Origin of the sequence: Actinomyces gaoshouyii, assembly GCF_002076915.1 — a bacterium.
GTDB classification, from domain to species: domain Bacteria; phylum Actinomycetota; class Actinomycetes; order Actinomycetales; family Actinomycetaceae; genus Actinomyces; species Actinomyces gaoshouyii.
Map to the genome: position 1 here is coordinate 1,299,203 of NZ_CP020468.1, position 24,450 is coordinate 1,323,652.

20 protein-coding genes are annotated in these 24,450 nt (G+C 71.2%); 4 read left to right on the forward strand and 16 right to left on the reverse strand.

The window, feature by feature from the left end; all coding sequences use genetic code 11:
• Window positions 1–10 precede the first annotated feature (10 nt).
• Window positions 11–1,141 (forward strand): carboxylate-amine ligase, encoded by a 1,131-nt coding sequence (locus B6G06_RS05310; protein ID WP_080462757.1) that lies wholly within the window; start codon window positions 11–13, stop codon window positions 1,139–1,141.
• A 20-nt stretch (window positions 1,142–1,161) separates the two neighbouring features.
• On the opposite strand, the gene uppS is transcribed toward B6G06_RS05310, so the two are convergent.
• The 13 genes from uppS to B6G06_RS05375 form a co-directional block, all read right to left on the reverse strand.
• Window positions 1,162–1,980, reverse strand: coding sequence for a polyprenyl diphosphate synthase (gene uppS / locus B6G06_RS05315; protein WP_081171339.1), 819 nt, complete (start codon window positions 1,978–1,980; stop codon window positions 1,162–1,164).
• Window position 1,981: 1 nt separating this feature from the next.
• Window positions 1,982–2,728 carry a DNA repair protein RecO gene (gene recO, locus B6G06_RS05320; protein ID WP_081171341.1) on the reverse strand — a complete coding sequence of 249 codons (747 nt, stop codon included), beginning with the start codon at window positions 2,726–2,728 and terminating at the stop codon, window positions 1,982–1,984.
• A 90-nt stretch (window positions 2,729–2,818) separates the two neighbouring features.
• Window positions 2,819–4,609, reverse strand: a complete 1,791-nt coding sequence (leuA, locus tag B6G06_RS05325; RefSeq protein WP_080462760.1) for a 2-isopropylmalate synthase — start codon at window positions 4,607–4,609, stop codon at window positions 2,819–2,821.
• 403 nt (window positions 4,610–5,012) lie between these two features.
• Window positions 5,013–8,564, reverse strand: a complete 3,552-nt coding sequence (locus B6G06_RS05330) for a proline dehydrogenase family protein (protein WP_081171343.1) — start codon at window positions 8,562–8,564, stop codon at window positions 5,013–5,015.
• A gap of 161 nt (window positions 8,565–8,725) precedes the next feature.
• Window positions 8,726–9,874, reverse strand: a complete 1,149-nt coding sequence (gene era / locus B6G06_RS05335) for a GTPase Era (RefSeq protein WP_081171345.1) — start codon at window positions 9,872–9,874, stop codon at window positions 8,726–8,728.
• Window positions 9,871–11,163, reverse strand: coding sequence for a hemolysin family protein (locus tag B6G06_RS05340; RefSeq protein ID WP_080462763.1), 1,293 nt, complete (start codon window positions 11,161–11,163; stop codon window positions 9,871–9,873). The genes era and B6G06_RS05340 overlap by 4 nt, the downstream gene beginning before the upstream one ends.
• Window positions 11,160–11,618 (reverse strand): rRNA maturation RNase YbeY, encoded by a 459-nt coding sequence (ybeY, locus tag B6G06_RS05345; RefSeq protein ID WP_080462764.1) that lies wholly within the window; start codon window positions 11,616–11,618, stop codon window positions 11,160–11,162. The genes B6G06_RS05340 and ybeY overlap by 4 nt, the downstream gene beginning before the upstream one ends.
• The gene (locus tag B6G06_RS05350; RefSeq protein ID WP_081171347.1) at window positions 11,615–12,826 is read right to left on the reverse strand and encodes a PhoH family protein; all 1,212 of its coding nucleotides are present in this window, start codon (window positions 12,824–12,826) and stop codon (window positions 11,615–11,617) included. The genes ybeY and B6G06_RS05350 overlap by 4 nt, the downstream gene beginning before the upstream one ends.
• Window positions 12,827–13,042: 216 nt before the next feature.
• Window positions 13,043–13,912, reverse strand: a complete 870-nt coding sequence (locus B6G06_RS05355; RefSeq protein ID WP_081171349.1) for an EamA family transporter — start codon at window positions 13,910–13,912, stop codon at window positions 13,043–13,045.
• A gap of 135 nt (window positions 13,913–14,047) precedes the next feature.
• Entirely contained in the window at window positions 14,048–14,794 is a 747-nt protein-coding gene (locus tag B6G06_RS05360; RefSeq protein WP_081171351.1) for an ABC transporter permease, read from the reverse strand.
• The gene (locus B6G06_RS05365) at window positions 14,791–15,588 is read right to left on the reverse strand and encodes an ABC transporter ATP-binding protein (RefSeq protein ID WP_198939977.1); all 798 of its coding nucleotides are present in this window, start codon (window positions 15,586–15,588) and stop codon (window positions 14,791–14,793) included. The genes B6G06_RS05360 and B6G06_RS05365 overlap by 4 nt, the downstream gene beginning before the upstream one ends.
• A 67-nt stretch (window positions 15,589–15,655) precedes the next feature.
• The gene (locus B6G06_RS05370) at window positions 15,656–16,270 is read right to left on the reverse strand and encodes a TetR/AcrR family transcriptional regulator (protein WP_081171353.1); all 615 of its coding nucleotides are present in this window, start codon (window positions 16,268–16,270) and stop codon (window positions 15,656–15,658) included.
• Between the two features lie 86 nt (window positions 16,271–16,356).
• Window positions 16,357–17,145 carry a 16S rRNA (uracil(1498)-N(3))-methyltransferase gene (locus B6G06_RS05375; protein ID WP_080462770.1) on the reverse strand — a complete coding sequence of 263 codons (789 nt, stop codon included), beginning with the start codon at window positions 17,143–17,145 and terminating at the stop codon, window positions 16,357–16,359.
• Between the two features lie 50 nt (window positions 17,146–17,195).
• On the opposite strand from B6G06_RS05375, the gene B6G06_RS05380 reads away from it, so the two are divergent.
• Window positions 17,196–17,963, forward strand: coding sequence for a YggS family pyridoxal phosphate-dependent enzyme (locus B6G06_RS05380; protein ID WP_080462771.1), 768 nt, complete (start codon window positions 17,196–17,198; stop codon window positions 17,961–17,963).
• 39 nt (window positions 17,964–18,002) lie between these two features.
• Here the strand turns inward: B6G06_RS05380 and dnaJ are convergent, their stop codons facing one another.
• Window positions 18,003–19,118, reverse strand: coding sequence for a molecular chaperone DnaJ (dnaJ, locus tag B6G06_RS05385; RefSeq protein WP_080462772.1), 1,116 nt, complete (start codon window positions 19,116–19,118; stop codon window positions 18,003–18,005).
• Between the two features lie 68 nt (window positions 19,119–19,186).
• Entirely contained in the window at window positions 19,187–20,251 is a 1,065-nt protein-coding gene (gene hrcA / locus B6G06_RS05390; RefSeq protein ID WP_081171355.1) for a heat-inducible transcriptional repressor HrcA, read from the reverse strand.
• A gap of 108 nt (window positions 20,252–20,359) precedes the next feature.
• Here hrcA and B6G06_RS05395 point away from each other — a divergent pair, with 108 nt between their 5' ends.
• On the forward strand, window positions 20,360–21,415 hold the full coding sequence (locus tag B6G06_RS05395) for a DUF3097 domain-containing protein (RefSeq protein ID WP_080462774.1): 1,056 nt from the start codon (window positions 20,360–20,362) through the stop codon (window positions 21,413–21,415).
• A 130-nt stretch (window positions 21,416–21,545) separates the two neighbouring features.
• Window positions 21,546–22,940, forward strand: coding sequence for an MFS transporter (locus B6G06_RS05400; protein WP_080462775.1), 1,395 nt, complete (start codon window positions 21,546–21,548; stop codon window positions 22,938–22,940).
• 71 nt (window positions 22,941–23,011) lie between these two features.
• On the opposite strand, the gene B6G06_RS05405 is transcribed toward B6G06_RS05400, so the two are convergent.
• A complete protein-coding gene (locus B6G06_RS05405) occupies window positions 23,012–24,415 on the reverse strand; it encodes a sodium:proton antiporter (protein ID WP_081171357.1) in 1,404 nt (467 codons plus the stop codon).
• Between the last annotated feature and the right edge of the window lie 35 nt (window positions 24,416–24,450).

Consider the following 24,450-nt stretch of genomic DNA (forward strand, 5'->3'; position numbering starts at 1 on the left):
GGGACCCGCCATGTCCCTGAGATTCGCCGCCTCGGCCCGCTCCACCATCGGGGTGGAGTGGGAGTTGCAGATCATCGATCCCGCGACACTGCGCCCCGTGCCCTGCGCCCCGGAGATCCTCGCCGAGTTCGCGCACGCCCACCCCGCCCATGGGCGGATCCATGCCGAGATGCTGCGTAACACCCTCGAGCTGGTGAGCAGGCCCCGGAGGACGGTCGCCGGATGCGCCGAGGATATGGGCATCGCCCTGGACATGCTCGCGCCCTTCGTCGAGGCGCATGAGGCTGTGCTGGTGGGATCGGGCACGCATCCCTTCGTCTCACCGGCCAGTCAGGGCGTGTCCGAGTCCGAGCGCTACGGCGCACTGGTGGACCGCACCCGGTACTGGGGCCGTCAGATGCTCATCTTCGGCACCCATGTGCATGTGGGGGTGGAGGATCGGGCCAAGGTCCTTCCCATCGGCGAGCACCTGCTCGCCCACCTGCCCCACTTGCAATCGCTGGCGGCGGCCTCGCCGTTCTGGGATGGGGAGGACACCGGCTACGCGGACAACCGCGCCTGGATCTTCCGCCAGCTGCCCCACGCGGGCCTGCCGGAGTGGCCGGGGGATTGGGCCGGGCTGGAGGCTCTCACGGAGTCGATGTTGCGGGCGGGAGCGATCAAGAGCTTCAACGAGCTGCGCTGGGACGTGCGCCCCTCCCCCGGCTTCGGAACGATCGAGGCGAGGATCTGTGACGCCTCCTCCAACCTCCTGGAGGTGCGGGCGATCGCAGCGCTCACGCAGTGTCTCGTGGAGTCCGCCTCGCAACGGCTCGATGAGGGGCTCCCCCTGGCCCGTCTGCCCCGCTGGTTCCTGGCGGAGAACAAGTGGCGCTCGGCCCGTTACGGGCTGGACGCGACCATCGTGACGAGTCCCGACGGCGAGCAGGCGCCCCTGCGCCAGTCCCTGAGCGCCCTCGCAACCGAACTTGAGCCGGTGGCGCAACGACTGGGCTGCGCGGATGACCTGGCGCTCGTTCAGGGGATCCTCACCAGCGGCGCCGGGTACGAGCGCCAGCGTTGGGCCCACGACGACTCCGGTCTGGAAGGCGTCGTCGAGCAGCTCATCGGTGAGATGAGGGCGGGGCGCCCGCTGCCCTGAGTCGGCGGGCGGCGCGGGCGCTACTGCCCGTCCTCCGCCTTCCCCGCGACGGCGTCGATCGCTCCCCCGAAACGGCGGTTCCTGGAAGCGTAGGCGACGCAGGCCCGCCACAGCTCGGCCCGATTGAACTCGGGCCAGGGCAGATCGGTGAAGTAGAGCTCGGCGTAGGCCGAGGACCACATGAGGAAGTTGGAGGTGCGCTGCTCGCCGGATGTGCGGATGAAGAGGTCGACGTCGCGCATGGCCGGGGAGTAGAGGTAGCGCTGGATCGTCTTCTCCGTGATGGAAGCTGGCTTGAGGCGGCCGGCGGCGATCTCCTGCCCGATGGCCCGGGCGGCGTCGGCGATCTCGGCGCGGCCCCCGTAGTTGAGGCACATGTTGAGCACCATGGTGGAGTTGCCCGCGGTGATACGCTCGGCGCGGCGCACCTCCTTGAGGACGGACTTCCACAGCTTGGGCTCGCGTCCGACCCACCGGACCTGCACGCCCCAGTCATTGAGATCGTCAGTCTGAGCGCGCAGGACAGTGCGGGCGAAGCCCATGAGGAAGCGGACCTCTGCCGGGCTGCGGCGCCAGTTCTCCGTGGAGAAGGCATAGACGCTCATCTCCTTGATGCCGAGCTCGACGCCACCGGCGATGACATCCATCATGGTGGCCTCACCGATTCGATGCCCCTCGGTGCGGGCCAGGCCCCGGCTGTTGGCCCAACGCCCATTGCCGTCCATGACGAGGGCGACGTGCTCGGGGAGCGCAGTCGCGGCAATGAGCGGAGGAGTGAGCCCATCGCGGTGCAGCGGAACGGATTCGGGCGCGGTAGTGGGATCGGGGGCGGTAGGCATATCAGGCTCTTTCGACGAGGGCGAGGGACCGCAGGCGGCGCTCCAGGTGCCAGGTGGTGTAGGCGGAGACGAGCCCGGAGGCCTGGGCCCGGTCCCGGGTGGTCGAGGCGTCGGCGAGCCGCCAGTCGCCGGATAGGAGGGCCCCCATGAGCGCCATGGCTCCGGGGTCGACGGTGACACTCCCGGCGGGTCGACAGCTCTCGCAGACAGCACCGCCGGCCTGGACGTGGAAGGCCGTGTGAGGTCCGGGGGCACCGCAGATGGCGCAATCGAAGCACGATGGAGCCCAGCCGGCCAGGGCGAGAGCGCGCAGGAGGTAGGAGTCGAGGACAAGGCCAGGGGCATGGCGCCTGCGGGCGAGGGCGGCGAGGGCCCCGTAGAGGAGGAGGAACTGCTGGGGGGAGTCGCCGGTGCCGAGGTCGCCGTCGTCCTCGGTGAGGCGCTCGGCGGTCTCGGCCATGGTCTGCGCGCAGGTGAACATGGCGTAGTCGGTGGCAATCGGGCGGCTGAAAGGGTCGATGGTCTCGACCTGGGTGACGACGTCGAGGCTGCGCCCGGCATGGAGCTGGACGTCGATCATGGAGAAGGGCTCGAGGCGCGCGCCGAAACGAGAGGTGGTGCGCCGCACGCCCTTGGCGACGGCCCGGGCCTGCCCGTGGTGCCGGGTGAGCATGACGATGATGCGGTCGGCCTCACCCAGCTTGTGGGTGCGCAGGACGAGGGCCTCGTCGCGGTAGAGCCTCTGCACGGGCCAGATCCTCTCACGCGCCGCGCCCTCCGGGGGCGAGGCGGGGCGCCGCGCCATGCCCCGCCCCCGGGGACCGCCCGGTGGGCGGCCTCAGCGCAGAGCGCGGTTGACGGCGGAGATGATCGCCTTGAAGGAGGCGGTCGTGATGGAGGGGTCGAGGCCGACGCCCCACAGGACCTGGCCGTCCACCTCGCATTCGACGTAGGAGGCAGCGGTGGCATCGCGCCCCTCGGACAGGGCGTGCTCGGCGTAGTCGAGGATGCGGATGGACACGCCGGTCTGCTCCAGGGCAGAGGTGAAGGCGTCCACGGGTCCGTTGCCGGAGGCGGTGAGCAGGCGCTTCTCCCCCTCGTCGGTGAGCGTGACGGTGAGGATCGAGTCCTCATCATGGGTGGAGGTGAGCGTGGCGCCCTTGAACTCGAAGCGCCCCCAGGCCGCCAGGTCCTCCAGTCCGTCGCGGTGGATGACGGCATCGATGGGCAGGTACTCGTCGGCGAAGATGCGCCAGAGCAACGTCGCGTCGACCTCGCCGCCGTAGGTGTCGGTATGGCGCTGGATGATGCGGGAGAACTCGATCTGGAGACGGCGCGGCAGGTCCAGGTTGTGGCTGTTCTTGAGCAGGTAGGCGACCCCGCCCTTGCCCGACTGGGAGTTGACGCGCACGACGGCCTCGTAAGAGCGGCCCACGTCGTGGGGGTCGATCGGCAGGTAGGGCATGGACCAGGGCACGGCGATCTCGGCGGCGTCATCCTCGAGTCCCTCGGCGCGCCTGGCCTCGACGGCCTTGGCGCGCGCGGCGAAGCCCTTCTTGATGGCGTCCTGGTGGGAACCGGAGAAGGAGGTGTAGACGAGGTCCCCGGAATAGGGCGTGCGCGGGGGGACGTCCATCTGGGTGGAGCGCTCGACGACGCGGCGCACCTCATCGATGTCGGACAGGTCGAGCATGGGGTCGATGCCCTGGCTGAAGAGGTTGAGGGCCAGGGTGACGAGGTCCACGTTGCCGGTGCGCTCGCCGTGCCCGAAGAGGCAGCCCTCGACCCGCTGACCGCCCGCGAGCAGGCCGAGCTCGGCGGCGGCCACGCCCGAACCGCGGTCATTGTGGTTGTGCAGGGAGAGGCACACGTGCTCGCGATGCGACAGGTGGCGGCTCACCCACTCGATCTGGTCGGCGTAAACGTTGGGGGTGGCGCGCTCGACGGTGGCGGGCAGGTTGAGGATGATCTCGCGGTCCTCGCCCGGCTCCCAGGCACCCATGACGGCCTCACAGACCTCCAGGGTGTAGTCGCGCTCGGTGTCGACGAAGATCTCCGGGGAGTACTCGTAGCCGAAGATCGTGTCCTCGCTGAGGATCTTCTCGGCGCGGGCCATGACCATGCGGGTGCCGTCGACGGCGAGCTCGCGGATGTCGTCCTTGCCCATGCGGAAGACGACATCCCGGAAGAGGGGGGAAAGAGCGTTGTAGAGATGGACGGTGGCGCGCGGGATGCCGACGCAGGCGTCCAGGGTGCGGTCGATGAGATCCTCGCGGGACTGGGTGAGCACGGAGATGGTGACGTCCTCGGGGATGGCGCCGTCGTCGACGAGACTGCGCACGAAGTCGAAGTCGGTCTGGGAGGCGGCGGGGAAGCCGACTTCGATCTCCTTGAAGCCGATGCGCACGAGGAGGTCGAAGATGGCGCGCTTGGCCTCGGGCCCCATGGGCTCGATGAGGCTCTGGTTGCCATCGCGCAGGTCGGTGGACAGCCAGCGGGGGGCGGCGGTGAGGCGCTTGGCGGGCCAGGTCCGGTCCGGCAGGTCGGTGACGACGGTGTCCTGGAAGGGGCGGTACTTGGCGAAGGGCATGCCGGAGGGCTGCTGGGGGGCGGGCAGTGCGGTGCGCATGGTGGGGCTCCTGAGGTCAGTGGCGGCGGTCGGGCGCGCTGGGCGCCCGGCGGCCGGCAACGCGGATCGCCGCGGTCGGGGTGCCGGCCTGTCAGGCCCCGCCGCGGCGGCTAAGCAGGAGGTCGCCGCCCGGGCGCAGGGCCCGGCTCCGCGCTGGGATCACCGCTGGCATCGCTCGCTTCACTGGCATGGCCCCGACCGTACTCCAAAGGCGACGCCCCGTCAGGACGAACCACACTCCGGACCCGCATCCCCTTGCCGAGACCGGTCGAAAGCGGCACCGAAACCGGTCGACATGAGGGTCGGGAGCGGTTCGCCGCGCCTGCGCGCCCAGGAACCGCCCCGACCCGGCCTTGCGCCCTCGATCGGCGAGGATGAGGGCGCAGGGCCGGGCCGGGGGCGCTCAGACGAGGCCGGCGGCGAGGTCAAGGGGCGTGCCGAAGCGGTGGTTGGTGATCGCGACGGACTGCTCGCGCAGGAAGGGGAGCAACTCGGTATGCGGGCAGGGGGTGACCGCCCCCGTGTAGAGGGCGACGTCGGGACTGCCGATGGTCAACGACGTCGCCTCCTCCCAGACGGAGGCCTCAGGGAGGCCGCGCGGGGCGAGGATGCGCACGCGCGCGCCCAGAGCATTGGAAGTGCCCAGATCCGCCAGGCGGGCGGACCACACGCCCCCGGGCTCCAGCTCCACGCGCACGCCCGCCGCCTGAGCTGCGGCGATCAGGCTCGCCTGCAGCGGCGCCTCCACGGAGAGCTCCACGTCGGCACCCGCGAGCACGCCCGCGGCGAGGACGCGCACGAGGTCCGCCGTCTCGACGCCGAGCACGGAGCGCACGATGACGGGGGTGGGCCGGTAGCGCAGGATGTTGCGCTCGCAGACCAGCCCCGTGACATCGAGCGCCCGGCCGTAGCGCTCCTGCCAGGCGGCGGCATCGGCCGCGAGGGCGCGGCGCAGCCAGGCGGCGTCGGCGCGGACGAGCTCGTGGCGCACAGCCTCGAAGAGCCCCGCGACGCGCTCATCGACGTCGGACAGTGAACCGCTCTCGACCTCGACCTCGGCGCCCTCCTCCGGGGAGACCTCCCCCAGGCCGAGCAGGTAGGAGGGACCGCCGGCCTTCGTGGTGGCGCCGATGGCGGAGCGCTTCCAGCCGCCGAAGGGCTGGCGCCGCACGATGGCGCCGGTGATGCCACGGTTGACGTAGAGATTGCCGGCCTCGATCCCGTCGAGCCACTGGGCGAGCTCGGCGGGGTCGAGGGTCTGCAGCCCGGAGGTCAGCCCGTAGTCGACGGCGTTGACCGCCTCGATCGCCTCGGCGAGCGTATCCACCCGCATGATGCCGATAACCGGCGCGAAGTACTCGGTGAGGTGGTACTCGCTGCCGGGGGCCACACCGGCGCGGACGCCGGGACGCCACAGGCCCCCACCCAGATGCTTGGGGGCGAGCACCCAGTGCTCCCCGCGCCCCAGGGCCGTCAGCCCCCGATGCGCCTTGGGGTCATCCGGGACTGCGACGGGCCCCACCTGGGAGTCCAAGTGCTCCGGCCCCTTGACCCGCAGGGAGGCGGTGGCGTCCACGAGCTGACGGGCGATGCGCTCGGACCGGCCCGCCGAGCCGACGAGCACGAGGAGGGAGGCGGCCGAGCACTTCTGGCCGGCGTGTCCGAAGGCCGAGGCGACGGCGTCGCGCACGGCGAGGTCGGGATCGGCCGAGGGGGTGATGATGATGGCGTTCTTGCCGCTGGTCTCCCCCAGGAGGCGCATGGAGGGCCTCCAGGAGCGGAAGAGGCGGGCGGTGTCGTAGGAACCGGTGAGGATGACGCGCTCGACGCCCTCATGGGTGACGAGGCGCTGGGAGACATCACCATCCTCGACGGGGGCGAGCATGAGGACCTCCCGCGGCACCCCGGCGGCGTGGAGGGCGCGCACGATCTCGGCGCCGCAGCGGCGGGCGGGCGGGGCGGGCTTGAGGACGACGGCGCTGCCCACGGCCAGGGCGGCCACGACTCCCCCGGTGGGGATGGCCAGTGGGAAGTTCCAGGGCGAGGCGACGACGGTCACCCGAGCGGGGGTGAAGCGGGCGCCGGTGAGGTAGTCGGGATCGGCCAGCTCCAGGGCCATCCGCGCGTAGTGGCGGCAGAAGTCGATGGCCTCGCCGACCTCCGGGTCGGACTGGTCGATGGTCTTGCCGGTCTCGGCGGCGGCCACTTCGATGAGTTCGGCCCGGCGGGAGGCGAGGACGTCCCCGGCATGGTCGATGATGGCGGCGCGCTCTGCGACGGGTCGGGCCGCCCACGCCTTCTGCGCGCTCGTGAGCCCGGCGATGGCGCTGTCCACATCCTCGATGGTGGCCAGGAAGGCCTCGCCGGAGCGCACGTCGTCGATGCCGCGCTTCGAGCCGGGGATGGCGGCCGCGATGCGGCGCGCCCATTCGCGGTTGGCGGGCAGGGCGGGGTCGGAGTCGGGGGTGGGGGCGTACTCGGGCAGGGGGCCCGGGGCGGGCGGCCCGGGAACGGGGGCTTCTTGCTCGGCGAGGCGGTCCTGGGTGCGGCGAGGCGCGGGCACGGGGGCGCCGGGGTCGAGGTCGGCAAGGGCGTCGAGGAAGCGCTGCTGCTCACGAGCGAAGACTGCGGGGTCGGAGGCGAGGTCGAAGACGCCCGACATGAAGTTCTCGGGGGCGGCGTTCTCCTCGAGGCGGCGCACGAGGTAGGAGATGGCGACGTCGAACTCGCCGGGGTCCACCACGGGCACGTACAGGAGGAGCTGGCCGACGTCGCGGCGCACGACCTCGGCGATGCCGGTGGCCATGCCGGAGAGCATCTCGAACTCGACGTCGTCCTGGGCGCCGCGGGCCTCGCGCAGTTCGTAGGCGAAGGCGATGTCGAAGAGGTTCTGGCCGGCCACGCCCAGGCGGATGTTGGCCAGGCGCTCAGGGGTCATGGCCCACTGAAGCATCCGCTTGTAGTGGGTGTCGGTGGCCTGCTTGCTGGGCCAGGTCACCAGCTCCCAGCCGTGGATCTCGGCATCGACGCGCTCCATGGACAGGTTGGCGCCCTTGACGATGCGGACCTTGACCCGGCTTCCGCCGGAGGCGACGCGGGCGGCGGCCCAGTCCTGGAGGCGCTCCATGGCGGCCAGGGAGTCGGGCAGGTAGGCCTGCAGGACGATGCCCGCCTCGTAGTCGCGCAGGTCGGGTTGACCGAGGATGGCGGTGAAGACCTCGATGGTCAGATCGAGGTCCTTGTAGTCCTCCATGTCGAGGTTGAGGAAGGTACCGTGGTCGCGGGCGACGCGGTACAGGGGCGTGAGGGCCTTGACGCCGTGGGCGACGGTCTCCTCGTGCCCCCAGGGGTTGTGGGGGCCGGTGACGGCGGAGACCTTGATGGAGACGTAGTCGACGTCGTCGCGCGTGACGAGGCCCATGACCGCGGCGAGGCGGCGCTCGGCCTCCTTCTCCCCCAGGACGGCCTCGCCCAGGAGGTTGACGTTGAGGCGGTTGCCGCCCTCGCGCAGGCGGGCGAGCGCGGGTCCGAGATTGGCCTCGGTGGCGTCGACGACGAGGTCGCCGACGAGCTCGCGGAAGGTGCGGCGGGCGATCTTGGCGGCGGTGCGCGGGGCGAGGCGCGCGACGCGCCCACCGACGCCTGTGGCTGCGCCGAGCAGCTTCGGCAGGAAGCTCGTGCGCTTGGCGGCCAGGCGGGCGAGCGCGGCCCCGGCGACGTCGAGGTCGGTGGGGCGCACGACGTCGTCGGTGAAGCGGGTGGTGAACTCGAGGCCATCGGGGTCGGCGAGGATGCCGGCCAGGAGGGAGGCGCTGCGCGGGACGGGCTCGTGGGCGGAGGCGTCGGCCCAACGGCGGGCTCGGGCGGTGGCGCGCTGCCCAACGGCCCACAGGTCGTCGGGGCAGGCGCGGTTGCGGGCGGGGCCCGTCGGGGCTGGGCTGTCCTGGGTCGCCATATGCGGCTCGCTCTCACTCGATGATCAGGGACTGATCCAAGTGTGCGACACGGCGCCGAGACGTGCAGGACTTTCGGCCCTGAGCGTCGCGGGTGCTTGCCCGAGCAGCCCGCGGACGCCCCCTCGGCGGCCCGCCGGCGCCAGCGCTCCTGGGCGCGCGGCTAGAAGCCGAGCTTGGCCAGGGCCTTGGGATCGGACTGCCAGTCCTTGGCGGTGCGCACGTGGAGGTCGAGATAGACCTTGCGGCGCAGGTAGTCCTCGATGCCGCGGCGGGCGCGCACGCCGATCTCCTTGAGGCGGGCCCCGCCCTTGCCGATGACGATGGCCTTCTGGGAGTCGCGCTCGACGACGAGGCTGACGCGCACCTGCATGCGGTTGCCCGCGCCCTTGACGGGCCCCAGGCTGCCGGGCGTGGTGCCGCGCGGGTCCATGACCTCGTCGACGATCACGGCGAGGGAATGCGGGAGCTCGTCGCGCACGCCCTCCAGGGCGGCCTCGCGGACGAGCTCGGCGATCATGATGTCGCGGGGCTCGTCGGTGATCTCACCGGTGGGGTAGAGCGGCGGCGAGGGGGGCAGGTGACCGGCGAGGACGTCGGCGAGGACGTCGATCTGTTCGCCGCGCGCGGCGGAGACGGGCACGATGTCCGCCCAGTCGCCGAGTTGGTCGACGGCGAGGAGCTGGGAGGCCAGGGCCTCCCTGCCCACGGTATCCGCCTTCGTGACGACGGCGACGACGGGGGCGCGCAACTCGGCGATGTCGCGGGCGATGAAGCGGTCGCCGGGCCCGATCCTCTCGTTGGCGGGGATGCAGAAGGCGATGACGTCGACGTCGGTGAGGGTCTCGCGGACGAGGTCGTTGAGGCGCTTGCCCAGGAGGGTCCTGGGGCGGTGCATGCCGGGGGTGTCGACGAGGACGATCTGGGCGTCCCCGCGATGGACGACGCCGCGCACGTTGTGGCGGGTGGTCTGGGGGCGGTCGGACATGATGGCGACCTTCGTGCCGACCAGCGCGTTGGTGAGTGTGGACTTGCCGGCGTTGGGGCGCCCGATGAGGCAGGCGAAGCCGGCGCGGAAGCTCTCGGGGCAGGCGGGCAGGGAAAGCCCTGCGGCGTCGCCAGTGGTCTCGGGAGCCGGGCCCTCCCCGTCGGTCCCCTCGGCTCCGACGTCGGTGGGGCGGATGCCCGTCAAGGCGTTCTCACCGGCCATGAGCTCGGCATCGGAGGGGAAGCGGATGGGCTCAGCGGGCCCAGTGGACTCAGCGGAGTCAGCGGGCTCGGCGTTGTCGTTCTCGGTGCTCTGGCCGGTCATGGGCGATGATCGCTCTCGTCGTCGTGGGTGTCGGGGGTGCGGGTGGCCAGGAGGGTGGCGACCTGGCGGCGCCTGCCGGAGGCCTCTCCGGCGGTGAGGCGGATGCCCTGCCAGTCGCCGACGGCACCGGGCAGGGGCACTCGGCCGATGGCTTTGGTCAGCAGGCCGATGGCGGTGTCGACATCGTCGTCGTCGATCTCGAGGCCGAAGAGCTCCCCGAGTTCGTCGAGGCCGAGGCGCGCGGGGACGCGGTAGGCGCCGTCGCCGAGGCCCTCGACCTCGGGCTCGGCGTGGTCGTGCTCGTCGGTGAGCTCCCCGACGACCTCCTCCAGCAGGTCCTCCATGGTGACCAGGCCGGCGATGCCGCCGTACTCATCGACGGCGAGGGCCATGTGGAAGCGGCCGGACTGCATGTCGCGCAGGAGGTCGTCGGCGGCCTTGGTCTCTGGAACGTAGACGGCCTCACGGGTGAAGTCGACGACGGCACGGGTCTCGTGCTCGGGATGCTCTCCGAGGCGGCGCAGGACATCCTTGAGGTAGAGGATGCCGCGCACGTCGTCGGCATCGTCGCCGATGATGGGGACGCGGGAGTACCCCGAACGGATGAACAGGCGCATGGCGGCGGCCATGGGCTCGTCCTCCTCCATGGTGATCATGTCGGGGCGGGGCACCATAACTTCGCGCACGAGGGTCTGGCCCAGCTCGACGACGCTGCGCATCATCTCGCGATCCTCGTCCTCGATGGACTCCGATTCGCCGATCTCGTCGATCATTTCGCGAAGGTCCTGGGTGACGGCCTCACGGGCCTCGGCCTCGGTGAGGGTGGAGGCGCGCCCGAAGCGGGACTCCAGCCAGCGCCAGGGGGCGCCGAGGGCATCGACGCGGCGCAGGAGGCCGGCGAGAATGAGAAGGGTCCCCTCGGGGTTGCGGCGCCCGAGACGGCGCGGGGAGATGCCCACGACGAGACCGAGGAGGACGGCGTTGACCCCGGCGGCGGCGAGGAGGACCTGCCACCAGGAGGTGAGCAGGCCGGCAACGGCGAGGGTGACGAGGACGGCGGCGAGCATGTCGACGCCGATGCGCGCGGCGCCGATGGTGCCCAGGACCTCGCCGCGGCGCTCGGCGAGGGCCAGGACTCCGGCGGCGCCCCGACGCCCGTCCTCGAGAAGGTCCTCGGCGGCGGCGCGAGTGATACGGACCAGGGCGGCCTCCCCGGCGGAGAGGGTGGCGCCAAGGGCGAGGATGAGGACCGAGGCGGTGATGAGCAGGGCGACGGGGGTGCCGGTCATGCGCCCCTGCTCGCGAGGAAGGTGAGGAGGAGGGTGCGCTGGAGATCGAACATCTCCTTCTTCTCCTCGGGCTCGGCGTGGTCGTAGCCGAGCAGGTGGAGGATGCCGTGGGTGGCCAGCAGCAGCATCTCCTCCACGGCGGAGTGCCCTGCGGCGATGGCCTGCTTGGCGGCGACCTGGGGGCAGATGACGATGTCGCCGAGAGTCCCGGCGGGGGCGGGGTCGTCCTCGTCACCGGGGCGCAGCTCGTCCATGGGGAAGCTCATGACGTCTGTGGGGCCGGGCAGATCGAGCCAGCGGACGTGGAGCTCCTCCATGGGCCCGGGGTCGATGAAGAGGATGTTGAGCTCGGCCAGCGGGTTGACGTGCATGGCAGTGAGCACGTGGTCGGCCAGCGCGGCGAATTCGGCGCCGTCGATGGCTACCTCTGTCTCGTTGTTGATCTCGGTGGTCATGCGCGGCTCCTGGCGGGGGCGTGATGGGCGGGGCGGGCGGTGCGGTGCCCGCGAGAGCGGTGGGCGGCGGCCCCGGCGCTGGCGGTGGGGCCATCGCGGTTGGCCCGCAGGGCCTGGGCGGCAGCGGTCTCGGCGTCATGGGCGGCGTAGGCGTCGATGATGCGCCCGACGAGGCGGTGACGCACGACATCGGCGGCGCCGAGCTCGCAGAAGGAGATGCCGTCGACGCCGTCGAGGATCCGGCGCACGACGACGAGACCCGAGCAGTGGGAGCCGGGCAGGTCGATCTGGGAGATATCCCCGGTGACCACCATCTTGGAGCCAAATCCGAGGCGGGTGAGGAACATCTTCATCTGCTCGGGGGTGGTGTTCTGGGCCTCGTCGAGGATGACGAAGGCGTCGTTGAGGGTGCGCCCGCGCATGTAGGCCAGTGGCGCGACCTCGATGGTGCCGGCGGCCATGAGCTTGGGCAGGGTCTCGGGCTCGAGCATGTCGTGGAGGGCGTCGTACAGGGGCCGCAGGTAGGGGTCGATCTTGTCGGTGAGGGTGCCCGGGAGGAAGCCGAGGCTCTCGCCCGCCTCGACGGCGGGGCGGGTGAGGATGATGCGGGAGACCTGATGGCGGGCGAGTGCGTCGACGGCCTTGGCCATGGCGAGGTAGGTCTTGCCGGTGCCGGCGGGGCCGATGCCGAAGGTGATGGTGGCGTCCTCGATGGCGTTGACGTACTTCTTCTGCCCCAGCGACTTGGCGCGGATGGTGCGGCCCCGGGCCGTGAGGACGCCCTCGGCGAGGATGTCGGCGGGGCGCGCAGCGGCCGCGAGGAGGCCGATGGCGCGCTCGACCGCGTCGGCGGTCAGCGGTGTGCCGGCGCGGGCGACGTCGATGAGCTCGGAGAGCAGGAGGACGACGGTGTCGACGACAGATGAATCGCCGGTCACGCGGATCTCGGTCTCGCGCACGAGGATGTCCGCGTCGGGGAATCCCTTCTCGACGGCGCGCAGGACCTCGTCGCGCACGCCGAGGAGGGCGACGAGGGCGAGATCGGGGGGCAGGACGAGGGTGCGGGTGACCTCTGCGGCGGAGGCCGTGGGCGAGGCGGCACCGGGCGAACCGGGGCGAGCGAGACGCGCGGCATCGCCGGGGGCGGCTGGCGAGGTGGTCTGCGGCGCGTGGGCTGCCACTACTGGGTCGATGGGCACGTTGGTCATCGCGGCCGATCCTACCGGGGCGGGCAAGGCCGAGAGGACGGGGCGGATAGGGAGGTCTGGACGGGCTGGTCCGCGCGGAGATCTGCGCCGAGAAGCAGAACCGGCTGGTCAGCAATGATCCAACTCCGCCGACGGCAGTCGGCTGACTCCCCGCTGCTGCGCCCCGGTCACGAGAGGTACGTCCACAGCGGATCAGCAACCTGGGATCGCTGCGGTCTACAGAGCCATCGCGAGCGTGCCGATCGTCAGCAGGACCAGGCCGGCCAGGTAGCGCCCGCTCAGGCGCTCGCGCAGGATGAGGACGGAGAAGACGACGGTCACGAGGATGCTCAGCTTGTCGATCGGCACGATGACACTCGCAGGGCCGTCCTGCAGCGCCCGGTAGAAGCAGAGCCATGATGCCCCGGTCGTCAGCCCTGAGACCAGCACCAGCGCCAGCTCCTGCCGGGGCAGAGAGCGCAGGGGGCGGCGTCGCCCGCTCACGGCGACCATCGCCCATGCCATCACCAGGACCACGGCCGTGCGGATCGCCGTGCCCAGGTTCGACTCCACGCCGACGATCCCGAGCTTGCCCAGGATCGCCGTCAGCGCGGCGAACACCGCCGAGCCCAGCGCGTAGACCAACCACCCCCGGGAGCCGGGTCGCCCGGCGCAGAGAGTCAGGGCATCGGCGCGCTCCAGCATGAGCAGCGTGCCCACGACCATAAGGACCACGCCCGCTCCCCCGAGCGCCGTCAACGGCTCGCCCAGGAGGACGACGGCGAGCAGCACCGTGAGCACGGTGCTCAGCTTGTCGATCGGGGCGACCCTCGAGGCCTCCCCGAGCTGGAGGGCCTTGAAGTAGCACAGCCACGAGGCTCCTGTGGCCAGCCCGGAGGCGACGAGCCAACCGAGGGCGGCGGCGTCGATGCTCGCGATCTGGGCCTGCGAGCCCCGGAGGAGCACCATGGCGACGGCGGCGGCCAGTACCGCGGGCGTGCGCAGGGCGGTGGCCAGGGTGGAGTCGATCTGCCGGGTGCCCGCCTTGGCGAGCACCGCCGTCAGCCCGGCGAACAGGGCCGAACCACAGGCGAAAACGATCCACATAAGCCCAGGCTAGCCTCCCCGCCCCCCCAGCGGCCTCGTCGAGTTCGTACTTTCGGTGACGAGTTCGGTGGGTGGTCGGTGGGTGGAGGGACTAACTCGACGAGACGCACGCGTGCCGGCAGTGCCACCCAGCCTTCAGCGAGTCCTGCGGGGCATCGTCAGCGGGGCGGCGGTGAGCAGCACGAGGCCGATCATCACCAGGACCGCGGCATCCATGACGAGGCCCTGCGTCACCCCCGGCCCCGCCTGGACCTCGCCGACGGCGTTGACCGCCCAGCTCATCGGCATCACCAGGCTGACCGGCTCCAGGGCCGACGGCAGCTGGCCGCGGGGGACGAGCATCCCGCACAGGAAGACCTGCACGCCGATGAGCAGTGGCATGAACTGCACCGCCTGGAACTCCGTGCGTGACAACGCCGACACCAGCAGCCCCATCGCCACACCGACGAAGGCGTCCAGCAGCGCGGTCAGGATGATCCACGCCCAGTTCCCGGCGATCGTCACCCCCAGCGCCCAGGCGCACACGGCGGAGAGCACGAGGGCCTGCCCCACCGCAATCACCATGAACGCCGTGGCGTAGCCCATGAGGAGGTCGGCGCGCCTCATCGGCGTGGTCCACAGGCGCTCCAGGGTCCCACTCACGCGCTCCTTGAGCATGGAGATGCTCGTGACCAGGAACATGACGGACATCGGCAGGATCGCGATCATCTGCACGGCCACCCGGTCGAACAGCGCATCCCCGCCCGGGTAGTCCCTGTAGATGAAGTACAGGAGCGTCACCAGCAGCGCCGGGACCGCCAGGATGAGGGCGATCGTGCGCCTGTCATTGAGCAGTTGGAGCAGGACTCGTCTGACAGTGGCGGCGTAGGTTCGCATTCTCATCGGCTCATCTCCTCACTCGTGGCGCTGGGGCCGCCGGATCGCCCGGCGCTCTCGGCCGACTCGGCCTGATGGATGATGGCGAGGAAGGCGTCGTCGAGCGTCTCGGCACCGGTGCCGGCCAAGAGCGCCGGCGCGGTCGTCTCTGCCAGGATGCGGCCCTCTCGCATGAGCAGGACGCCGTCGCACCGGAAGGCCTCGTCCATGACATGGCTGGAGACGAGGATCGTGGTACCGCCCTCGGCGATGCGGCGGAAGGCCGTCCACAGATCTTCCCTGGTCACCGGGTCCAGGCCGACCGTCGGCTCGTCGAGCACCAGCAGCTCCGGGGCCGCGACGAGCGCGCAGGCCAGCGAGACCCGGTTGCGCTGCCCGCCGGAGAAGGTGCCCACCCGCCTTTCGGCGATGCCCGAGAGGCCCACCTCCGCCAGGACCTCGTCGACGCCCCTGGCGCGCGGCCCGGCCAAGCGGGCGAAGTAAGCCACGTTCTGGCGGGCGCTCAGGTCCGGGTAGATCGAGGCCTCCTGGGTGAGGTAGCCGATGCGGCCGCGCAGTGGCGCGCTGCCCGGCACGGCCCCCAGGACCTCCAGTTCCCCCGAGTAGCGCTGCACGCCGACGATCGAGCGCATGAGCGTCGTCTTCCCACAGCCCGACGGCCCCAGCAGGCCGGTCATGGAGCCCGGGGCCAGAGCCAGGTCGAGTCCGTGGAGGATCTCGTTGCCGCCGCGGCTCACCACGAGGCCGGTGGCGCGCACGGCGGGTGCGAGCGCCTCCGATGGGGCATTCTCATTTTTCATCATGTGATGAATATATGGGCGCGGGCCCGCATCGTCAAGAGTCATCACTGGATCCCGCCGCCTCCCGTCAGGCGGCCGACGAGGGCAGCTCCCCCGTCGCATAGCGCTGAATGGTGGGGGCGATGAGCGCCACCGCCTCCTCGATATCGAGCGAGGCGACCTCATCGAGACGGGCCAGCCAGCGCACCACGCCGAATCCGATGAGCTGGCCGGCGATGAGCTGGCCGCGCAGCTCGGGCCGGTCAGGGGCGAGCTTGTCCATGATGTTGCCCAGGATGCCGGTCACGATGAAGTCGCGGAAGGGCGCCAGGCTCTCGTCATTGCTCATAGCGGCTCGGATGACGGCGGAGAAGCGATCACCGCCGAGCCCATCCCACAGTCCCACGAAGGAGCGGACGATCCCTTCTCCCAGCTCCTCGGGTGCGAGGCGGGAGATCGCCTGGGCCCGCTCGGAGATATCGACGGCGCCGGTCCCGGCCGCCGACGCGACGACGGCCTCGGCGAAGAGCTCGGCGCGATCCCTGAAGTAGTGGTGGACGAGGGCGGGATCAACGCCGGCATCCCGTGCGACGCCGCGCAGCGAAGTGCGGTAGCCGTCTCTGGCGAACGCCGTGCGGGCGGCGGCGAGGATCGCCTCTCGCGCATCCGGGCTCCCGGCGGGCCTGCGACCGCGCGGGCTCATCGCCGCCTCCTCACAGGTGATACCAGCATCGACAGCATGGCCGCAGTATGCCCCATGGGCGCCGGTCGACGCCGCGGCCCCGCGGCTCACCCCCAGAGACCGGCCCGTTGGGCGAGGATGGCCAGGGCGACGGGGCCGGCGGAGGCCGTGCGCATGACATGCGGGCCGAGCCGCACCGTCACCGCGCCGGCGCCCTCCAGGGCGGCCAGCTCCGCAGCGCTGATCCCGCCCTCAGGACCGACGACGACGCCCACTGCACCGGCGCTGGGGAGCTCCACACCGCTGATGGGCGCCACCGCCTCCTCATGAAGGACGAGCACTGCTCCCCCGTCGGCGACGACACCTCTCACCCAAGCGGCGAGATCCGCGGTTCTCCTGGGCTCGGCCACCTCTGGCACACGGGCGCGGCGCGCCTGCTTCGCCGCCTCACGGGCGGTGACCTCCCAGCGCGCCCGCCCTTTGGCGACCTTCGGCCCCAACCACACGGAGATCGAGCGCTCCGCCTGCCAGGGCAGCACGAGGTCCACGCCGACCTCGGTGGCGGTCTCCACGGCCTGCTCATCGCGGCCGCCCTTGGCCAGGGCCTGGACGAGGGCGAGCCGCACAGGCGGCGCCTCCTCCGCTGCGCGCTCGATCACCCTCACGGCCAAGCGGTCCTTCGCGCCGCCCTCACCGGCGGCGGTCACCTCGCAGACCAGGCGCAGGCCCGTTCCATCCACGAGATCAACGCGCTCACCGGCGCGCAGCCGCCGCACCGCGACGGCATGACGGGCCTCCGGGCCAGTGAGGACGAGGGCGTCCCCCGGCCCGGCCGCAGCGGCTGCACCATCGGGCTCAAGGGTCTCGGGGCTCATGAGGAACACGGGCGCGGTCACCCCCCAAGCCTACGGCCCGCTCCGGCAGCTCCGGTGCTAGCGTCCGGGCCATGATCCCCAGCCCGCACGACGCCCCGGCCGCTCCGATCACGCCGGAGGACTTCGCCCGCAACCTCGCCGCGGTCCGCTCCCGCCTGGAGGCCGCCGCCGAGCGCGCGGGTCGGGAGGCCCGTGAGATCAGGCTCCTGCCGGTCTCGAAGACCGTCCCAGAGGACCGGCTGCGCGCCGCCGTCGCCGCGGGCATCACCCAGATGGGCGAGAACAAGGTCCAGGAGGCCAGGCGCAAGAGCGAGAATCTGGCGGATCTTCCCATCCACTGGGCGCTCATCGGCCATCTCCAGACCAACAAGGCCAGGGATGCGGCGGCCTTCGCCCACGAGTTCCAGGCACTGGACTCCCTGCGCGTGGCCGAGGCCCTCGACCGCCGTCTCCAGGCGCTCGGTCGGCCCCTGGACGTCTACGTGCAGGTCAACTCCTCGGGCGAGGCCAGCAAGTTCGGCCTGGAGCCCGCGGATGTTCCCGCGTTCCTTGCGGCACTGCCCGTCTATTCCTCCCTGCGGGTGCGCGGGCTCATGACCCTGGCCGCCCGCACCGACGACGCCGCCCGCATCCGCGCCTGCTTCACCACCATGCGCGAGCTGCGCGACGCCGGGCTCCAGGCGGGCGCTGTGGGCGACGGCCAGCTGTCCATGGGCATGAGCGGTGACTTCGAGATCGCCATCGAGGAGGGATCCACCTGCGTGCGGGTGGGTCAGGCGATCTTCGGGGCGCGCCCCGCTACCGGCGCCCAGTACTGGCCGGAGCCGCGCCGGGCCTGAGGGCACGGGCGGCCAGGGCCCTGACGCCGCCCGCTCAGCTCAGCGCCCGGAAAACTTCTCCTTCAGGCGCCCCATGACGGACTCGTCGCGGTGGGACAACTCGCCCTCCTCCCCGCGCAGCTCGGCGAGCTGGCGCAGCAGGTCGCGCTGCCGCTCGTCCAGGCGTGTGGGCGTCTCGACCACGATCTCGACGTTGAGGTCACCGCGCCCGGCTCGGCGCAGGCGCCCCACGCCGAGCCCTTTGAGGGGCAGGACCTCGCCGGGCTGCGTGCCCGGCCTGACGACGATGTGCTGGCCGCCGTCGAGGGTGGAGATGTCGAACTCGGCGCCGAGCGCGGCCGCGGTCATGGGGATGCGCAGCTCGGTCCACAGATCGTCGCCATCGCGGCGCAGGTTCTCGTGCTCGACCTCGTGGAACTCCACGTAGAGATCGCCGGCGGGACCGCCCGCGGGCCCGGCCTCGCCGCGCCCGGACATGCGCATGCGCGTGCCGGTGGACACGCCGGCGGGAATGCGGATCTCGATGTCCTGGTGGGTGCGCTTGCGGCCCTCGCCGGAGCAGTCGGGGCAGGGGGTCACGATGACGGTGCCGTAGCCGTGGCAGGCGGTGCACGGCGAGGTGGTCATGACGTTACCGAGGAAGGAGCGCGCCATGTGCTGCACGGAGCCCGAGCCGTTGCAGGACGAGCAGTTCACCGGCGAGGTACCGGGCGCGCAGCAGGAGCCCTCGCAGGCGGGGCAGGTGATGTAGACGTCGAGGGGGACGGTGCGGGTGGCGCCGAAGGCGACCTCCTCCAGCTCGACATCGACGCTCAGGAGGGCGTCCTGGCCCCGGCGCGCGCGGGACGCGGGCCCGCGAGAACCGGCCGCGGCCCCGAAGAAGGAGCTGAAGATGTCGGCGAAGCCCCCGAAGTCCCCTCCGCCGAACCCGGCACCGCCCCCGCGCACGGCATCCTCCCCGCCGAGATCGTAGAGCTCGCGCTTCTCGGGGTCGGAAAGGGTCTCGTAGGCGGTGGAGACGAGCTTGAACTCGTCCTCGTGCCCGGGGCCGGCGACGTCGGGGTGCAGGGCGCGGGCCTTCTTGCGGTAGGCCTTCTTGATCTCGTCGGCGCTGGCCCCACGGGTCACGCCGAGCACCTCGTAGTAGTCGCTCACAGTCGGGTCTTCCTTCAATCGTCAGTCGATGGTGGTCAGTGGTGCGGTGCAGCTGGCGCGGCGGCCGCTCAGTCCTGCGGTCCGGCGAGGAACCGGGACAGGTAGCGGGCAACGGCGCGCACAGCAGCCATGGTGGCCGGGTAGTCCATTCGGGTGGGGCCGATGATCCCCAGGTGGGCGACGGCGTCGCCGACGCCCGGGCCGTACCCGGCGGTGACGACGCTGGCCTCGGCCAGGGCATCCTCGTGGTTCTCCGAACCGATGCTCACGCGCATCCCGGAGGCGTCGGCAGGGTCCCCTGAGAGCAGGCGCAGCAGGACGACCTGCTCCTCGATGGCGTCCAGGAGCGGTCCCATGGTGGTGAAATCTGGGGTGGCGCGGGCCAGGTTCGCGGTGCCGGCCACGGCGATGCGCTCCTCGGCGTCGGGGCGCAGGGCGGCGATGAGCTCGCCGGTGACGGCGGCCAGCAGCGCGCGCTCGTCGGAGGGGGCCTGCTCCGCCAGACCTGCCAGTGCGGGGGCGACGTCGTCGGCCCGCCGCCCCACGAGTGAGGCGTTGAGGCGGATCTTGAGGCGCTCCAGGACGACGGGGTCGATGACGCCGTGCGCGCCGTCGTCCCCCGGGTTGGGACGGTCGCCCATGAGGGTGATGGTGCGCTGCTCGACGCGCCCGGTGTCCGTGATGATGACCATGAGCAGGCGCGCGGGCGCCAGGGCCACGAGTTCGAGGTGTCGCAGCGAGGTCAGCCGCAGGCTCGGGTATTCGACGACCGCCAGCTGCCCGGTGAGCTGGGCCAGGACCCGCACGGTGCGGAGCACCACCTGCTCCAGGTCCACCGCGCCGGTCAGCAGCGCGGATATCGCCGCGCGCTCGGGGGCGGACAGAGGCCTGATGCGGGCGACCTCGTCGACGAAGAGGCGGTAGCCCTTCTCGGTGGGGACGCGGCCCGCGCTCGTGTGGGGCTGATGGATGTAGCCCTCGTCCTCCAGGGCGGCCATGTCGTTGCGGATGGTGGCCGGGGACACGCCGAGGTGGTAGCGCTCAACGAGGGCGCGCGAGCCGACGGGCTCACGAGTGCGCACATAGTCCGTGACGATGGCGGACAGGACTTCGAGACGGCGGTCATCAGCCATGGCGCTGTCCTCCTCCCGGCTCCCATGCGTTAGCACTCTCGGTCGACGAGTGCCATCCTACGCCCGGCCCGGCGGGTCTCCCGTTCGCCCAGCGTGAGCCTCGCTACCGTGCCCGGCGTGACTCCAGTCCCCCTTCACCGCCCCCAGGCCGTCCCCGGCGCGACGGCGGCCCGCCGCAAGGCCCTGCGCGAGCAGGGCGCCACCCGCGCGCAGCAGCACGCGGCGGGGCCGACGAGGACCGCCGCGCCCGGATCGGCCCGCGCGCCCTCGCTGTCCGACCGCTACGGGGGCGACGTGCTCGCCGCCGACCCGCATCGAGTGGGCCCGCGCGCCATCCGCCTGGAGTCGGTCCATGTGGCCGTTGAGCGAGGCATGGTGCTGGAGGACCGCGAGACCGGCTTCGTAGGGGCGGCGGTTGCCGTGGAGAAGTCCGGGGGGCGACAGATCGTCGTCCTGGAGGACCGCCACGGCGCACGGCGCGGCTTCACGCTGGGCCCGGGCTTCTGGCTGGAGGGCCGTCCTGTCATCCTCGATCCCCCGGCGCCGGCGCGCCGCTCCCCGAGCGGCCCGGTGAGCGCCGGCGGCAGGCGCCTGACAGCGTCGGGCTCCTACGCGGTGGAGGGCGGGCGCGCCCGCACGGCCCGCGCCTCGAGGATCTGGGTGGAGGGCAGGCACGACGCCGAGCTCGTGGAGAAGGTCTGGGGCGATGACCTGCGCCATGAGGGCGTCGTCATCCTCATGCTCGACGGCGTGGACAACCTGGAGGAGGTTATGGCCGAGTTCGCCCCGGGGCCGACCAGGCGGGCGGGCGTCCTCGTGGATCACCTCGTCACCGGCTCGAAGGAATCGCGCATCGCCGAGCGCGTCCGCTCCATGCCGGGCGGGGACGACGTGCTCGTGCTGGGCCACCCGTATGTGGATGTGTGGCAGGCAGTGCGCCCCGAGAGGCTGGGTCTGCGCGCCTGGCCGGATATCCCGCGCGGCACGGATATCAAGCGCGGGACGCTCGAGGCGCTCGGCTGGCCGCACGCCACCCAGGCGGATGTTGCCCGGGGCTGGAAGCGGATCCTGGCGAGGGTGCGCTCTTACAAGGATCTGGAGCCGAGCCTGCTGGGCCGCATGGAGGAGCTCATCGACTTCGTCACTGCCCCCGGCACTGCCTGAGGGGCCCGCCGGCCGGCTCGCCAAGGCGGGCCGCGTCCCATCGCAGCGCGCCACCATCGCCACGGGGGCTATCGGAGGGGCAGAATTGATGGGTCGTCTATCCGGATGGCACCGATGAAGGAGCACAACGATGTCCTCTGCCGATCAGCGCCCCCTGGGTCTCCTCTCCGCGCCCCCCGCGCTCCCCCGCCTGCCCGATCATGAGATCGCGCCCACGTACAGGAGGTGGAGGGCCAGCGCCTTCATGGGGATCTTCATCGGCTACGCCGGGTTCTACCTGATCCGCAACAACGTGTCGCTCGTAGCCTCGATCCTCAAGGATCACGGAATCATGAGCGCCTCGGATATCGGCCTGGTGGCCAATGCGGTGCTCTTCGCCTACGGGCTGTCGAAGTTCTTCATGGCGATGCTCTCCGACCGCGCCAATGCCCGCTACTTCATGCCCCTGGGACTGGCGCTGTCCGCCATCATGAATCTGTTCATCGCCCTCGTGCCGGCCCTGACGGCATCGGTGGGCCTGTTCGCGGTCCTCATGTTCATCAATGGCTGGTTCCAGGGCATGGGATGGCCCCCATCCGGGCGCGTCCTCGTCCACTGGTTCTCCACGCGCGAGCGCGGCTGGAGAACCTCGATCTGGAACTGCGCTCACAACGTCGGAGGCGCCGGAATCGGCCTCATCTCCGCCTGGGCGCTGGACTCCTTCGCCTCCGACGACGCCGACTGGACCCCCGCGTTCTGGGCGCCCGCGCTCGTCGCGCTCGTGGTCGCCGCCGTCGCCCTCCTGCTCATCCGCGACCGCCCCGAGGCCATGGGCCTGCCACCGATCGAGGAGTACGCCGACGATCCCGCCAAGGTCGAGGCCGACAACGACGAGGAGGACTGGCGCTCCCTGCTTTTCGACCATGTGCTGAGGAGTCGCGTCATCCTGCTCCTCGCGGTGACCAACGTGTTCGTCTACACGCTGCGCTACGGGGTGCTCAACTGGATCCCGGTCTACCTGACCGACTACATCCATGGCGCGAACGTGAAGGACGGCATCCTCGGATTCGCGATCTACGAGGGCGCTGGCATCGCCGGCACGCTCCTGTGCGGGTGGGTGTCCGACCGCGTCTTCCACGGCTGGCGCTCGGGCGCCGGCATCCTGTTCCTCGGCGGCGTGGGCGTGGCCCTCGTCATCTACTGGCAACTGCCGCCGACAGCCCCCATGGGCCTGTTCTACCTGCTCATCGCGATCATCGGCGGGCTCATCTACGGGCCGGTGATGCTCATCGGGCTGCAGGCGATCGACCTGTCCCCGCGCAATGTGGCCGGCACGGCCGCGGGCTTCACCGGCCTGTTCGGCTACCTGCTGGGCGCGACGCTCGCCTCCAGCGGCGTCGGCCACCTCATCGACCAGGCGGGCTGGAATATCACCTACATGTGCCTCGTGGGAGTGGTTGTGGTCGCCGTCATCCTCATGACTGTCGTCGGCCGCGATGAGCGCCGCCTCCTGCGGGAGGGCTCCGCGCACGTGAGCGAGGGCTGAGGAGAGCGAGGAGGCGCGGCGGCCAGCCCATCGAGGGCCGGTGGCCGCGCCTCCTCCCGCTCGCCTCCCTCTCAGGCGTCCTGGATGGCCAGGCGGCGGCCTCGCCGGATGAGGACGGCATCCCAGGCGAGCAGGGCCGCCGTGAGCAGGCCGCCCAGGAGCTTGGCCCACAGGGACTGGGCGATGAAGAGCATGACCATGGCGGCCAGGATCGGGACGAGTCGGGTGGCGGTCTGCACGACGTAGCCGCCGAAGGAGGGCATGGCGACGCCGTCGGCCTCGGCCACGGACTTGACCATGAGATTCGGGCCGTTGCCGATGTAGGTGATGGCGCCGCAGAACACAGAGCCGAGTGCGATGGGCACGAGGTAGCGCTCGGGAGCGCCCGCGACGAGCACTTCGCCCGGGGATTCCACGACCGAGACGACCTCGAAGAAGGTGACGTAGGTGGGGGCGTTGTCGAGCACGGAGGACAGGCCTCCTGTGAAGATGAAGAAGGCGATCTCGTTCATCGGCAGGCTCGGGGCGATCTCGTCCAAGTACTCCAGGGCCGGGATCATGGTCAGGAAGATACCGACGAACAGGGCGGCGACCTCCGCGATGGGCCCCCAGGTGAACTGGTTGTCCTCGTAGCGCACGCGCTTGTCCCCCAGGAAGTAGGAGGCGGCCGCGGCGCCGATCATGATGGCCTCGCGGATCGGCAGCCAGTCGCTGAGGGTCGCGTGGCCCGCCTCGATGGCGTGGACGTCGATGGAGGGGGCGAGTGCGACGGCGGCGATGATGACGGCGAACCAGATGAAGTTCACAGTGCCGCGCAGCCCCAGGGGCTCGAGCTCGGCCTTGTCGCGCGCGATGTTGGCGCTGGGCTCCTGGGAGTGGAAATAGGTGTCCAGGGCGAAGTAGGACACCAGCAGCATCCCGTTGACGAACAGCCACTCGGGCAGGAGGTGGAAGGTCCATGTGAAGGGGACGCCGCGCAGGAAGCCGAGGAAGAGCGGCGGATCACCCAGGGGTGTGAGCAGGCCGCCGCAATTGGCGACGATGAAGATCGTGTACAGAACGGTGTGGACGCGGTAGCGCCGCTCCCGGTTGGTGGCCAGCAGGGGGCGGATGAGCAGCATGGCGGCACCGGTGGTGCCCACGAAGGAGGCCAGGACACCGCCAATGGCCAGGAAGGTCGTGTTATTGCGGGGCGTGGCCTCGATATCGCCCTTGAGGTAGATGCCGCCGGCGACGACGAAGAGCGAGAGCAGCAGGGCGATGAACTGCCCGTACTCGACGACGGCGGCGAAGACCCGCTGCCAGCCCAGGGCGTGCCACATCCAGGCGGCCACCGGCAGGCCGAGGGCCGAGGCCAGGATGAGCTGGTTGCGGTTCTTCTCCCACCAGTGCGCGGTGGCGGGAATGAGGGGAAGGGTGGCGATGCTCACGAGCATCGCCACGAACGGAAGGGTGGACCACCAGGGCAGGTGCACAAGGTCTCCTCTGATTCTCGGTTTGTCCGCCACCC

What these genes read in the sequence shown, in the direction of transcription:
- B6G06_RS05310 (WP_080462757.1), top strand. Translation starts at nt 11, where the DNA reads ATGTCCCTGAGATTCGCCGCCTCGGCCCGCTCCACCATCGGGGTGGAG.
- uppS (WP_081171339.1), bottom strand. Translation starts at nt 1,980, where the DNA reads ATGCCTACCGCCCCCGATCCCACTACCGCGCCCGAATCCGTTCCGCTG.
- leuA (WP_080462760.1), bottom strand. Translation starts at nt 4,609, where the DNA reads ATGCGCACCGCACTGCCCGCCCCCCAGCAGCCCTCCGGCATGCCCTTC.
- B6G06_RS05330 (WP_081171343.1), bottom strand. Translation starts at nt 8,564, where the DNA reads ATGGCGACCCAGGACAGCCCAGCCCCGACGGGCCCCGCCCGCAACCGC.
- era (WP_081171345.1), bottom strand. Translation starts at nt 9,874, where the DNA reads ATGACCGGCCAGAGCACCGAGAACGACAACGCCGAGCCCGCTGACTCC.
- B6G06_RS05340 (WP_080462763.1), bottom strand. Translation starts at nt 11,163, where the DNA reads ATGACCGGCACCCCCGTCGCCCTGCTCATCACCGCCTCGGTCCTCATC.
- ybeY (WP_080462764.1), bottom strand. Translation starts at nt 11,618, where the DNA reads ATGACCACCGAGATCAACAACGAGACAGAGGTAGCCATCGACGGCGCC.
- B6G06_RS05350 (WP_081171347.1), bottom strand. Translation starts at nt 12,826, where the DNA reads ATGACCAACGTGCCCATCGACCCAGTAGTGGCAGCCCACGCGCCGCAG.
- B6G06_RS05355 (WP_081171349.1), bottom strand. Translation starts at nt 13,912, where the DNA reads ATGTGGATCGTTTTCGCCTGTGGTTCGGCCCTGTTCGCCGGGCTGACG.
- B6G06_RS05360 (WP_081171351.1), bottom strand. Translation starts at nt 14,794, where the DNA reads ATGAGAATGCGAACCTACGCCGCCACTGTCAGACGAGTCCTGCTCCAA.
- B6G06_RS05365 (WP_198939977.1), bottom strand. Translation starts at nt 15,588, where the DNA reads ATGAAAAATGAGAATGCCCCATCGGAGGCGCTCGCACCCGCCGTGCGC.
- B6G06_RS05370 (WP_081171353.1), bottom strand. Translation starts at nt 16,270, where the DNA reads ATGAGCCCGCGCGGTCGCAGGCCCGCCGGGAGCCCGGATGCGCGAGAG.
- B6G06_RS05380 (WP_080462771.1), top strand. Translation starts at nt 17,196, where the DNA reads ATGATCCCCAGCCCGCACGACGCCCCGGCCGCTCCGATCACGCCGGAG.
- hrcA (WP_081171355.1), bottom strand. Translation starts at nt 20,251, where the DNA reads ATGGCTGATGACCGCCGTCTCGAAGTCCTGTCCGCCATCGTCACGGAC.
- B6G06_RS05400 (WP_080462775.1), top strand. Translation starts at nt 21,546, where the DNA reads ATGTCCTCTGCCGATCAGCGCCCCCTGGGTCTCCTCTCCGCGCCCCCC.